At 66.3% G+C, this 11939-nt stretch carries 13 protein-coding genes; 9 read left to right on the forward strand and 4 right to left on the reverse strand.

The genetic code is table 11. From position 1 onward, the window contains the following. Position 1: 1 nt before the first annotated feature. Positions 2-1486 carry a peptide deformylase gene (locus HKK74_RS14125; protein ID WP_187243652.1) on the reverse strand — a complete coding sequence of 495 codons (1485 nt, stop codon included), beginning with the start codon at positions 1484-1486 and terminating at the stop codon, positions 2-4. A 155-nt stretch (positions 1487-1641) separates the two neighbouring features. Between HKK74_RS14125 and HKK74_RS14130 the strand changes: the two genes are divergently transcribed. The 6 genes from HKK74_RS14130 (at position 1642) to HKK74_RS14155 (ending at position 7652) form a co-directional block, all read left to right on the forward strand. Further along, positions 1642-2424 (forward strand): Gfo/Idh/MocA family protein, encoded by a 783-nt coding sequence (locus HKK74_RS14130; protein WP_187243653.1) that lies wholly within the window; start codon positions 1642-1644, stop codon positions 2422-2424. A gap of 237 nt (positions 2425-2661) precedes the next feature. Continuing rightward, positions 2662-3867, forward strand: coding sequence for a DegT/DnrJ/EryC1/StrS family aminotransferase (locus HKK74_RS14135; protein WP_187243654.1), 1206 nt, complete (start codon positions 2662-2664; stop codon positions 3865-3867). Beyond that, positions 3864-4352, forward strand: a complete 489-nt coding sequence (locus tag HKK74_RS14140) for an NUDIX domain-containing protein (protein ID WP_187243655.1) — start codon at positions 3864-3866, stop codon at positions 4350-4352. The genes HKK74_RS14135 and HKK74_RS14140 overlap by 4 nt, the downstream gene beginning before the upstream one ends. Before the next feature lie 150 nt (positions 4353-4502). Then, complete coding sequence (locus HKK74_RS14145; RefSeq protein ID WP_187243656.1) at positions 4503-5000, forward strand: NsdA family TPR-like regulatory protein; 498 nt, start codon at positions 4503-4505, stop codon at positions 4998-5000. Beyond that, positions 4997-6820 (forward strand): S9 family peptidase, encoded by a 1824-nt coding sequence (locus tag HKK74_RS41405; RefSeq protein WP_187243657.1) that lies wholly within the window; start codon positions 4997-4999, stop codon positions 6818-6820. Before HKK74_RS14145 ends, HKK74_RS41405 begins: the two co-directional genes overlap by 4 nt. A gap of 103 nt (positions 6821-6923) precedes the next feature. Continuing rightward, positions 6924-7652, forward strand: coding sequence for a lanthionine synthetase LanC family protein (locus HKK74_RS14155; RefSeq protein WP_312881479.1), 729 nt, complete (start codon positions 6924-6926; stop codon positions 7650-7652). Positions 7653-7658: 6 nt separating this feature from the next. On the opposite strand, the gene HKK74_RS14160 is transcribed toward HKK74_RS14155, so the two are convergent. Further along, on the reverse strand, positions 7659-9218 hold the full coding sequence (locus HKK74_RS14160; protein ID WP_187243658.1) for an SAM-dependent methyltransferase: 1560 nt from the start codon (positions 9216-9218) through the stop codon (positions 7659-7661). Between the two features lie 223 nt (positions 9219-9441). Then, a complete protein-coding gene (locus HKK74_RS14165; RefSeq protein ID WP_187243659.1) occupies positions 9442-9888 on the reverse strand; it encodes a lamin tail domain-containing protein in 447 nt (148 codons plus the stop codon). A 147-nt stretch (positions 9889-10035) separates the two neighbouring features. Here HKK74_RS14165 and HKK74_RS14170 point away from each other — a divergent pair, with 147 nt between their 5' ends. From HKK74_RS14170 to HKK74_RS14180, 3 genes are read left to right on the forward strand one after another with little or no spacing between them, the layout of a single operon-like run. After that, positions 10036-10179 carry a hypothetical protein gene (locus HKK74_RS14170; protein WP_187243660.1) on the forward strand — a complete coding sequence of 48 codons (144 nt, stop codon included), beginning with the start codon at positions 10036-10038 and terminating at the stop codon, positions 10177-10179. Continuing rightward, positions 10173-11123, forward strand: a complete 951-nt coding sequence (locus HKK74_RS14175) for a class I SAM-dependent methyltransferase (RefSeq protein ID WP_187243661.1) — start codon at positions 10173-10175, stop codon at positions 11121-11123. Before HKK74_RS14170 ends, HKK74_RS14175 begins: the two co-directional genes overlap by 7 nt. A 39-nt stretch (positions 11124-11162) precedes the next feature. Beyond that, positions 11163-11489: a PDDEXK family nuclease gene (locus HKK74_RS14180; RefSeq protein WP_187243662.1), complete on the forward strand. Its 327-nt coding sequence runs from the start codon at positions 11163-11165 to the stop codon at positions 11487-11489. Here the strand turns inward: HKK74_RS14180 and HKK74_RS14185 are convergent, their stop codons facing one another. After that, positions 11490-11939: a very short patch repair endonuclease gene (locus HKK74_RS14185; protein ID WP_187243790.1), complete on the reverse strand. Its 450-nt coding sequence runs from the start codon at positions 11937-11939 to the stop codon at positions 11490-11492.

Consider the following 11939-nt stretch of genomic DNA (forward strand, 5'->3'; position numbering starts at 1 on the left):
GTCAGCGGTAGGTCCAGGCTTGGCCGGTGCCTCGGTACTCCTCGACGGGGATGGGCTTCACGCCTTCGCGCATACGGTCGGTGTATAGGCGTCCGTACAGATGGTCGATCTCGTGCCCGATCAGCCGTGCGAGGCCGGCTTCGAGGACGGTGATCACCTGTCGGCCGTCGACGCGGGTGTGCTCGACCTCCAGCCGGAGCGGCCTCGGGACCAGACCGCGTACGTCGAAGAAGCTGAGGCAACCTTCGTACTGCTCGTCGGTTTCGGGTGACTCGGTGACCACGCGCGGGTTGAGCAGGACGATCGGTTCGGCGTCAGGGTCTGGCGGGGCAACTACGGCAGCGGCACGGTCGATGCCGATCTGCGGGGCGGCCAGGCCCATGCCTTTGCCGAACACGTGATGCTCGCGGACACGCTGCATGGCGGCGAAGAGCTTGTCGACGACGTCACAAGCCTCCTCTGTCTCCGCCGGGAGATCGAACGGACGCGCCACCATGGACAGGACCGGCTCGCCTTCCTGGACAATGCCGGCGGCTTTCATACGATCGCTGGCCGTACGGAGCTCCGGCCGGCTCTGCCCCGCATCACTGTCACGGGCGCGGAATCGCCATTCGAGCCGGTAGCGGGCACCCATCGGCGGGTCGTCGGTGGCCCAGGAGAACACGGCTTCGTCCTCCCGATCGGTACGGGTGATCAGAGTGCGCAACGGGACGGCTTCCGCTGTGGTCGAGGTCTCGGTTCCCCACACGACCGGGTCCAGGTCGGCTGGGAAGACGAGATCCACCGACAGGCGCCGGGTGGGCAGCCGTACAGCGCGCTGGAACCATGGCCCCCACCGGTCATCGTCAACGACGTACGAGTAGACCAGCGTGGCGTGCTGGCCGGGGTAGAGCGGGAACCGGCCACGGTCGTTCTCAAAGCACAGCCACGCCTCTTTGAACGAGTCGCGGTCCTGTTTGGACCGCCAAGCCATCGACTCGCCATCGCAGGTCGCAGTCAGACCGAGCTCATCCCAGGTGAGCGGCCGCACCCGGTAGAGAGCGTTGGAACGTTCGGGCTGTCCCGGATAGCGGTCGACGCTGATGCGCATGAGATAGCGGGTGACCGGCTCAGTGCCGCCGTTGAACAACCGCCGTCGTTGCGTCGCCCGATATGCCGTCCCGTCGTAGCGAAGCTCCGCGTAGTCGTCCTCAACGACCAGTCCGTCAGCACTCTGCGCGGACGGACCGGTGACGCGGGCTGATGAGTCACTACGCCAGGCCCGCCAGAGGGCTCCGCCCGCGCTCAGCACCGTCTCGGCTTTACGGGCGAAGTCTTCACTGGCCGAGTACCGGCCCGCTTCGACGTGGCTGACGTACGACGGATCGAACCCCATGGCGACGGCGAGCTGTTTCTTGGACATGCGGCGGTGCTCGCGCCACCGGGTGAGCTCGGCGCCGAACGACAGCTCGGACTCGGTGGTGTTGTCGCCGGCTGCGGAGTCCATGCGGCAATCCTCTCCCAGAACGGGCGTGAAGGCATGAATGAAACATGAGTGAGGGCGCCTAAGCGTGGCTTCACCCGTGGCGTCCGCGGTCCCCTCGGGAGAAGACGAGCCCCCGAGGAGTCCTTATGACCGAGAGTCAGACATCCCGGCTACTGGTGGTCGGCGTCGGAAGCCGCACCACCGATGTGCTGCTGCCCGCCCTTCAAGAGGCGGCCGTCCCACTGCGGGTGACAGCGATCTGCGACCCTGCTTCGACCACAGCGGCCCAGGTGGGTGATCTGGCACAGAGGGGCCTGCTCCCCGTGGGCGTCGAGGTGTACGGCGATCTCGGCGACGCCCTGGCTGCTGGATCATATGAGGTGGCGATCTTGGCCTGCCCTCACGATGAGCATCAGTCGCTCACGTTGCGTCTGGCCGACGCCGGAATCGCGGTGTGGAAAGAGAAGCCGTACGCGCTTACGTTGAACGATGCCGTACAACTCGCGACCCTGGCGCATCCTGGGGTCAGGGTGCTCGCGCACCGGCCGCACAGTCATCTGCACCAGATCGCGATTCAGCGGTTGCAGGACTGGGGGCAACTGTTGTCCTACCGGATCCGCATCACCCGTCAGACCAGCGACTATTCGGCCACATGGCGCGCCTCTCGGCAGCGTGCGGGCGGGGGCGCGATTCTCGATCTCGGCTACCACGCCTTCGACCTCATCTCCCGTCTGGCTGGCCACCCCGCAGCGGTCTACGCCGTCACCACGGCTTCGCCAGCGCATCGGGCCGCCGTCGAGGTGGGAGGAGAGCGCGCATCTGACGATCACTCACGCCGACGGGTGTACAGGCACGGTATATCTCTCACGCTGCGACGACTGGGCCGAGGAACTCGACCTGGTCACCAACCACGGCCGCATGACCATCGACGGCCATCGCGCCGAGATTCGGGTCACTGAAACCGGAGATCTCACCCACGGAGTCGAGCTAACGGCCACTGACAACCCATGGGCACGGATGCTCGGCTACCACGCCCGAACTCTTAGCGACCCCCTCGTGACTGCCGCCGAGGCCCGGATCGGAGTGCAGGCGACCGCCTTGATGGAGGCCGCCTACACCTCACTGCAACTGGAACGCCCTGCACCTGTCACATCCGTCGACGCTTCGTGCACCGCCGTCCTGGAAGGACTCGCATCATGACCCTCCCATGGCCGCCCATCGACGACGATGTACGGGCTGCGGTGCTCCGGCAACTGCACACCGACATCTCCATTTACGACCGGTCCGGGATCATCTCCCGGTTCGAGGACGCTTTCGCCGCCCGCCACCAGGCCAAGCATGCGCTGCTCACCTCCTCGGGTACCGCAGCCCTGCATTCGGCGTACTACGCGCTGGGGATCGGCCCGGGCGATGAGGTGATCGTGCAGGACTACACCTTCTTCGCCACCGCCATGCCGCTCCTGCAGCTCGGCGCCGTGCCGGTTCTGGCCGACGTCGATCGTCACGGTGAGCTGGATCTGGAGCGGGCGACGCCCCTGGTGACCAATAAGACAAAGGCTCTCGTGGTCACGCACATGTGGGGCAACCCGCAGGCCACCCGGCGGCTCCGCGCGTGGTGCGATCACCACGGCCTTGCGCTGATCGAGGACTGCTCCCACGCCCACGGAGCCGCCCGGGACGGGGTCAGTGTCGGGGAGCTTGCGGACGCCGCGTGCTGGAGCCTCCAGGGCCGCAAGACCATTACCGCAGGCGAGGGTGGCATCCTCACCACCGGCCAGCGGGAGGTGTACGAGAAGGCGACACTCCTCGGCCACTTCAACAAGCGAGCTATCACGGAGGTACGGGAAGAGTCGCCGCTGCACCGGTTCGCCGAGACCGGACTCGGCCTCAAATATCGCGCCCACCCGCTCGGACTGGCGATGGCCGAGGTCTACCTCAGCCGCCTGGACAGCTGGCTGACCTGCAGGGACCAGCACGCCGCTTACCTTGAAAGTGTCCTCGCCGGGCTGCCAGGGATCAGCGTGCTCACTCCTACAAGGCCGGACCGGCTCGCGACCTTCTACGCCTTCGTGTTCACCATCGACCCGGCCACTTCCGGGTTCACGCGCGACAACCTGCTCCATGCACTCCGCCAGCGCGGTTGCGGCGAGTTCGAGACGTGCGAGTCGATGCGGCCGCTGCACACCTACCCGATCTTCGCCGCGCCCAGATCCCCGGTCACCACCTACGAGACCTCCTTCGTCCGATGTGACCTGACAGTGAGCGAGGATCTGGCGACGTCCTCGCTGCGCATCGCTGTCCCCGCCGACGACAGCCCGGAGAGCCGGGCCTACATCGACACGGCAGCCGCTGCGTTGAACGAGGCCCTCACATCAGTCACCGCGGCTACCCTCGCAAGGTGACCGACCACGACCTTGATCAGCGCCTACGTGACGACGCCGACCGCGACGGAATCCAGAAACTCGTGGTCGGCGCCGTCATCCATCACCAGGGCCTCGTACTCATCCTTCGGCGGTCCGCCACGGACAAGTTCTTGCCGGGCATCGAGAAACTCCCCTCCGGAGGCGTCGACGACGGTGAAGACCTCCTCACCGCCCTCGCCCGAGAGCTTGCCGAAGAGATCGGCCGGACCGGCCCGCTGACCGTCGACCCCGACTTCGTCGCCTCCTTCGACTACATCTCCGGCTCCGGGCGCAAAGCCCGTCAGTACACCTTCGCGGTTCCCCACGACGGTCGGCCGCTCGTGTTGTCCGAGGAGCACGACAGCCACCGCTGGCTCGACCCCACGCACTTGGCCGACTCCGACCTCACCGAGGAGACCGCCCAGACCATCCGCGACTGGGCCCTGATCCAGGGAACTATGGGGGGATTGATTTCCGGTGCTTAGCGAACACCATCCCGCACCGACGGGAAGGCGGCACTGTAAATGGTTTCCTCAACCGTGTGCCGAAGGTTCGAACCTGCCGGGGGCACCCAAGATGATCAGTGAGAACCCCGGCTGACTAGCCCGAACGCAGGTCGCCGGGGTTTCGTATGTGTGCAGTTGTATGCCGCCCAGAGCACCCCTCAGCCGGCCAGCGCCGCCGCGCTCGTCCACCACCGACACGACGAGGTGCCCGAGTTGCTGAATCGGGCGCGTGACCATCTGGACGCCGCGGATGAACGAGAGCCGTGGATGTACAACTTCGACCGCACCGCGCTCGCCGGCCACCGCGGGCAATGTCACCTGCGGCTCGGCCGGCCCGCTGAGGCGATCAGCGCCTTCACGGAGGGACTGGCGCAACTGCCGACCGGCCACGAGCGCCGAGGCGCCCAGCTCACCATCGGCCTCGCCCAAGCCCACCTCGATGCCGGGGATCCCGACGAGGCGTTGTTCAAGGCCGCCACCGCCCTGGACGTCTTCGCCGCGCGCGGCTCGGCCTCCGGCCTGCGCAGAGTCCGCCGTATGCGGGATCTTCTGAGGAACGCGGGCCACCACACCGCGGAAGAAGAACTCGACCAGCGAGCCCGCGCCTATCTGGAGGCCGCTTCGTGACCGGCATCCCCGCCGAACTCGTCGCGCGGGTCAGCACGACCTACGACGCGGTCCAGATGATCGGGGACACCGTCTTCTGGATCGAGAGCCGGCCCGACGGCCGCGACGTGCTGGTTCAGCGGGCTCCTGATCAAGGCGTGCGTGAGGCCGTCCCGGCGGACATGGACGTCGCGTCGTACGTCCACGAGTACGGCGGCGGCGCCTACCTCACCGCCGGCGACAGTGTGTGGTTCTGCAACGCCGACGACCAGCGGATCTACCGGCTCACCGCCGAGGCCAAGCCCGTGCCGGTGACAGCGGAGCCGGATTCGCCAGGAACGCACCGCTACGCCGACCTGCGGCTGACACCGGACAGGTCACTGCTCATCTGCGTCCGAGAACGTCACGAGGTCGGCGGCGTGGTCAACGAGCTCGTGGCGATCCCGGCCGACGGGCAGGGCACGGTGCGGACGATCGCGTCCGGCTGGGACTTCTACTCCTTCCCCAGGCCCAGCCCGGACGGCCGATGGCTCGCGTGGACCTGCTGGAACGCCCCGTCCATGCCATGGGACGCGACCTGGCTGTTCATCGCCGAGCTCAGCGCTGACGGACGGCTCGGCGGGCCGACCCTCATCGCCGGTGGATCGGAGGAATCGATCTTCCAGCCCGAGTGGAGCCGGGACGGAACGCTGCACTTCGTCTCCGACCGCTCCGGCTGGTGGAACCTGTACGCCTGGCGGCACGGAGAAGTCACCCCCGTCCTGCTTCAGGACGCCGAGCTTGGCGTCGCCCAGTGGGAGTTGGGCTACTCCACCTATGCCTTCCTCGACCGGGACAGGGTCGCCGTCATCGCCCAGCGCGGAGGGCGCCAGCAACTCGAGGTTCTCGAGGACGGCGCGGTCCGCTCAATGGACCTCCCGTACACCTCGATCAAGCCCTACCTTTCCGGCCACGGCTCCAAGGTCGCCATGATCGCGTCCAGCCCGACCCAGAGCCCGGCCGTCGTTCTGGTCGACGTGGACTCCGGCCAGGTCGAGCCCCTCGCCGTGACAGATCCCGGCGTCCCCCCACGGCAGATCTCGATCCCGGAGCCGTTCACGTTCTCCACCCGCGATGGTCAGCACGCGTACGGCCTGTACTACCCGCCCACCGAGCCTTCCGGCACCGAGGCGCCGCCGCTCATCGTCAAGGCACACCCCGGCCCGACCGCCAACTTCCCGCAGCGGCTCGACTGGCACACCCAGTACTTCACCAGCCGCGGATTCGCCGTCGCCGAGATCGACTATCGCGGCAGCACCGGGTACGGCCGCTCCTACCGCCAAGCTCTCCAAGGCCAGTGGGGAATCTTCGATGCTCTCGACTGCGCCGACGCCGCCGCCTATCTCACCGCCACCGGCCGGGCCGACCCTGATCGCCTGGTGATCTGGGGTGCCAGCGCCGGCGGCTACACCGCCCTACGATCGCTCATCCTCACCGACGTCTTCGTCGCCGGTATCGCTCGGTGCCCCGTCATCGACCCAGCCACGTGGCGCGATGCCGCACCCAAGTTCCAAGCCCACCATGCTGACGAGCTCATCGGGCCCTGGCCCGCTGACGAGGCGATCTATCGGGAACGGTCCGCACTCAGACACGCGAACCGGATCTCCCGGCCGACGCTTGTCCTCCACGGCGAGGACGACCCCGTCACCCCAGTCCATGAATCCCGAACCTTCGCCAAGGCTCTCGGCTCCCGAGCCGGACTGCTTACCTTTCGGGGTGAAGGCCATGTCCTTCGCTCGCCAGCCGCAGTCGAGCACGCTGTTCAAGCCGAGCTTGCATTCGTTCGGGAAGCCGGGGCTTAGGTAGGCGCCCTGAAAGCCATTCGCGAGCGAAGTCCTCGACACGGCCACCGTTGGGTCCCAGCTGCGCGAGTTCGACCTCATCAGCGGAATCACCGGGCTCGGCGTGTATCTCCTGCAGCGTCAGAGCAACTGCGGCGATCTGCTGCGCGACGTGCTGACCTACCTCGTGCGCCTCACGAAGCCCCTGAAGGCTGACGGCGACGTCTTGCCGGGCTGGTGGTCCGACGACGGCCCCGAACTTCGGCCCTCGCCCATCTCGCCCGGTGGTCACGGCAACTTCGGAATGGCGCACGGCATCGCCGGCCCGCTCGCGCTGCTGTCCACCTGCATGAGGCGCGGGATCACCGTGCCCGGGCAGGCCGATGCGATCGACCGGATCTGCTCCTGGATGGACCAATGGCGCTCCGGCACCGGATCGCGGGCGTGGTGGCCCGAGGTCATTTCACGCGCCGAGTGGCGAGACGGCACCACCCGGGAAACCGGCCCGGGTCGGCCCTCTTGGTGCTACGGCACTCCGGGCACTGGCCCGGGCGGACGGAACCCGGACCATGGAAGTACGCGCCGGCTTCCGGCGCGCACGATGGACTTCCAGCTCGCACCTCTACCCGTGGAACGTCGGTGCCCGAATCTGGCCAGCCGAACAGACCTCATCCCCAGCGACCGCTGCGTAGGGTCTCCGGCGGTGGCGCAGGGACCCGAGGATGCCGAAACCACCCAACCTGGGCCACCACCGCGACTCAGAAATGACCTTAGAGGAGAGCGCGTCACTTTTACGTCACCTGGCACGTCACCAGGAACATCACTGACGGATGACTTTTCGCCCATGCGATGAGCATGCCTAGCCTGTCAACTCACCAATGCTCGCGAGGATGTGCACCGCCCGCTTGTCCTCGCGCTCGCCCTCCTTGGCCTGCCAGTTCCGCGGGTCATCCAGCGGTGCTAGCAGATGTGTCCCAGTGAACAGCGCTTCGATCTCGGGTCCGGACCTCGTATACGTTGGAATGCCCGTACGCGCGCTGATCTCCTGGATCGCCTTCAACGCTTCCGGGACGCTGCCGTCGCGGCTGATGTGCGAGATCGCCAGAGCGCTCCCAGGGGCCATCCACGCCCGGTACTTCTCAAGTGCCTCATGCACGGTGTCGGCGGGCATGAAGTGCAAGACGTGGAACATCAGCACGCCGGTCGCTTCAGCCGGGTTGATGAGCCGTCGAGTTTGAGGGGCGGCGAAGATTGCGTCGGGCTCGAGTAGGTCGCCGATCATCGTGTCAACGTTCCGGGTGTCCTCAAGGAGCGCCCGGCCATGCGCGACGACGATCGGATCGATGTCGACGTACAGGACCCGGCAGTCGGGATCGACCTCATGAGCGACCTCGTGGACGCTTCCCGACGTCGGCAGGCCAGCGCCGATATCGATGAACTGCCGGATGCCGCGCTCAGCGAGGAGCCGGACGCTCTTGCGGAGGAACGCTCTGGTGTCTCGCGCACCGTCCTTCAGATCCGGTGCGGCTTTCATGATGTGCTCGACGACCGCTTGGTCGACCGGGAAGTTATCCGTGCCGCCGAGCAGGAAGTTGTAGACGCGAGCTGAAGAAACCTGGGTGATGTCCGAGCCAGCGATGATCGCCCGGCTCTCATGCACAGGCTGCTCCGAACTCCACCGAAGCGAATCGTCATTTGCTGCGATCCGCTCCGCCATTCCCTGCAGCGACAGGGCCGGCTCGGCACCTACCTCCGTGAGGTACGTGGTCCACGCGTCTTCGTAGGCTTGGAGCGCGGCGCCCTTACGACCGGCCCGGTAGAGCGCCAGGATCAACGGCAGCCACAGGTACTCATTGAGTGGGTCATCCGCCAGAAAGCCCGTGAGCTCCTGCGCTACCTCCTCGTGGTGACCGAGCGCCAGCCGTACCTCCGTCCACGCTTCGACAGCGTTGCGCCGCTCGATGGTGAGTCGTTCTGCGTGCCTGCGACCAGCGGGGGCATCTGGCAGATCGGGCAGGCGAGGGTTTCGCCACAGGCCGAGGGCTTGCCCGTACAGGTCCGCAGCCTTGTGGGCGTCGGCTTCGCGGACTGATCGGGCCTGGGCTACCAGTTCACGGAACCGCTGCACATCAAGGACGTCACCCTCCTGGTCGAGGACGAGCCGGTACCCGGAGCTGTCACGGGTGAGCCGGCCTTCAGGCAGTACTTTGCGGGCTCTACTTACCGTGTTGGTGAGCGCTGAGAATTTGCTGTGCGTGTCCGCTGTCACCCACAGCATGGCCTCGAGTTCGTCGGAAGGCACCGGTCGCGCCGCCAGCGCCAACACCGCGATGAGTTGCCGCACTTTTCGCTGCCCGATGTCGATGACGTCGCCGTTGTCGGAGGTGACCTGAACTGTTCCGAGCACCCGTACCTGCACACGTCCTCCTGTGTCGCAGCGCTGTGTCCAGATGACTGTAGATCAGGACCATTCGATTGTTGATCTACCGAGGAAGCCATATCTGGAACAGCGAGACGCCCCACCTCCCAGCATGGGGGAGGTGGGGCGTTTGGCCGTATCGCATGTCGCTAGAAGGCCCTAGAGAGCCGTAGGTCGGGCTATCTGCCAGGTTCCTGCCAGCTCCCGCCGGTCTGGCAGCAGATCAGCACCACTTGTAGGAACCGGAACTGCCCCAAGAGCACGAGTCGATCAGAGTCCCCGCCGAGTTCCGCAGATAGGCGGCGTCGCCGGTGTTGTTCCACACGTAGCTGGTGCGTCCCCAGTACTTCGTGTACGTGGTGTTCGTGCCCTTCCCGGTGCGCACCGTGACGATCTTCTTCGCTCCGAGGGTGTACGTGCCGAACGTGTAGGTGTAACCGGTCCTGTCGCGGATCTTCCAGCCCCTCAGCGACCGGGCGGTGGTGCCGTAGTTGCCGATCTGGATCCACTCACCGTTGAGGCTGGAGTTGGAGCGGGTGTCGGTGCCGGGGGAGTTGTAGTACACCTGCCGGATCCGGACCGTGGGGGCGGCCTCGGCGGGCAAGGCCGGCAGGAGAACCGCCGCAGCGGACGCAGCAACGGCGAAGGTTGGGATGTGGCGTAGTCGCATGCCGGTGACCGTAGTGGTCGATGGTCGCCAACCAGCTACTCAGACGCCACCTTGGGTGGTCCGGTTGTGGACGTAAACCCCGGACCGGGCTCCCGCGTCAAACCATCGCCAGCCATGCGCGTTTGACCAGGAAAATACCCTGATCGGATGCTGTTCGTCGATGCGCAGGGGCGCCGCCTGGAGGTGATCCTCCTCGACTGCGGCCACGGCCTACAGCAGTGGATCTGGGTGTCCTGGAACGGCGTCCTCCTCGGCGCCGGCTACTACCGGACCGTCACTGGTCGATGCTGAGAGCCTCGTCGAAGTCATCGAGCTGTACCCGTAGGCGTGGCAGGCGATCAATCGTTGCGGAGGCGTGGAAGAACACGGCGGTACTCCAGCGGGGTCTCATCGACGTGGCCGCACACGCCCGCACTATGCTCGACGCCGCCGGATACGGAGACGTGCGGGTCATCACGCGAGACGGCGCGCTCGGCGCAAGAGAACACGCACCCTTCGACCGCATGATCGCAACGGTCGGCGTATGGGACCTGCCCGCCGCCTGGTGGGACCAGCTCGCCATCGGCGGCCGGCTCGTGCTTCCGCTGCGCTGGCGAGGCCTCACCCGCAGCGTGGCCTTCATTCGCGACAAGGACCGGATGCGGTCAGACTCCGTCAAAACCTGCGGCTTCCTCCCCATGATCGGACAGGACGGAGAGCGCGAGGGCCATATCGACGCCGACCGGCTCATCAAGATCTACTGGGATGCCGACCAGCCCATCGTCCCGCTGGCCCTGCGTGGCGCCATCGCACAACCTGGGACGTGCGCCTGGAGCGAGGCGACAGTCGGTCCCGAGGACCCGTTCGACGGGGTGTGGCTGCGTCTGACCGCGACGGAGCCGGGCACCTGCCGCATCACCGTCAAGCCCGCCGCGATCGACGGAGGTCTGCGCCGGCCCGCCGTTCCCGCACTCAGCCCGGCCCTGGTCCAGGGCGGTTCTTTGGCCTACCTCACCCTGCGGCCCCTCGCCGAAGGAGGAGGCGCCGAGTCCAGGTTTAGACTCGGGGCGGCGGTCGGCTACGGCTCGGACGGCGTCGACCTCGCAGAGCGTCTGTGCGAGCAGATCCGCGCCTGGGACCGCGACCGGACCGCCGAACCCGTTCTCACGGCTTACCCCGCAGACACACCCGACAGTCGGCTCATCACAGGACAGGTCATCGACAAGCCGTCCGTCCGATTGATGATCTCCTACTGAGGGACGAACACGCGCGCCGCGCGAGCTTTCGTCCGCCAGGTGTGCGAGGAGATCCACGCCTCGCGGATCGAGAAGCAGGTCCCCATCCAGTCCTTCGACTGGGGCGCCCGAGTGGTCGCACGGCTGCGACGAGGGTGGATCGGCATACATATGACTACAGGTGTCTACTCAGAAGCCGCCCAACTTGAGATGGTCGAAGACCAGTACTCGATCCTACTCATCAACGAGCTGGACCTCATCAAGGAACTCTGCCGCATGGCCCGTGACGACCACAGCGGAGAGATCCGGGCGTGTATCGACCACATCCTGGGCCGAGACGCCGTCAGTGTCACCAGCCGCTGGCCAGAAGAAATACTGCTCGAGTGATCAATATTTCGATTCTTGGACCTTCACCCGGCGAAGATGGACCTCATCAGCTATCTGTCCGGCGGCTTTTAGAGGATCTTCGTGCTCCCAGATCCGGATGACGCTCCAGCCAGCTTCGCCCAGCAGCCGGTCGGTCTCCCTGTCGCGTTCCCGGTTGCGTCTCACCTTTTCGGCCCAGTAGTCAGCGTTGGTGACAGCCTTAGTGTGGTGCTCTGGGCAGCCATGCCAAAAGCAACCATCAAGGAAGACCGCAAGCTTGGCCCGAGTGAACGCCAGATCGGCGGTGCGGCGGACCGCCGGTACTGGTCGGACCGACACCCGGTAGCGGAGGCCGAGCGCGTGCACGGCCCGACGCAAGGCGAGCTCCGGCTTGGTGTCCCGCCCCTTGTTCGCCTGCATGCTCCTACGGACACCTTCACTTGATGCCACAGTCGGTCTCACTGCGCCCAT

Source organism: Actinomadura alba (assembly GCF_014323705.1).
Taxonomy (GTDB): Bacteria; Actinomycetota; Actinomycetes; order Streptosporangiales; family Streptosporangiaceae; genus Actinomadura_C; species Actinomadura_C alba.

Excerpts from the sequence above, each read along its gene's own strand:
- HKK74_RS14135 (WP_187243654.1), top strand. The coding sequence starts at position 2,662 with ATGACCCTCCCATGGCCGCCCATCGACGACGATGTACGGGCTGCGGTG.
- HKK74_RS14175 (WP_187243661.1), top strand. The coding sequence starts at position 10,173 with ATGCTGAGAGCCTCGTCGAAGTCATCGAGCTGTACCCGTAGGCGTGGC.
- HKK74_RS14125 (WP_187243652.1), bottom strand. The coding sequence starts at position 1,486 with ATGGACTCCGCAGCCGGCGACAACACCACCGAGTCCGAGCTGTCGTTC.
- HKK74_RS14170 (WP_187243660.1), top strand. The coding sequence starts at position 10,036 with ATGCTGTTCGTCGATGCGCAGGGGCGCCGCCTGGAGGTGATCCTCCTC.
- HKK74_RS14185 (WP_187243790.1), bottom strand. The coding sequence starts at position 11,939 with ATGGGCGCAGTGAGACCGACTGTGGCATCAAGTGAAGGTGTCCGTAGG.
- HKK74_RS14165 (WP_187243659.1), bottom strand. The coding sequence starts at position 9,888 with ATGCGACTACGCCACATCCCAACCTTCGCCGTTGCTGCGTCCGCTGCG.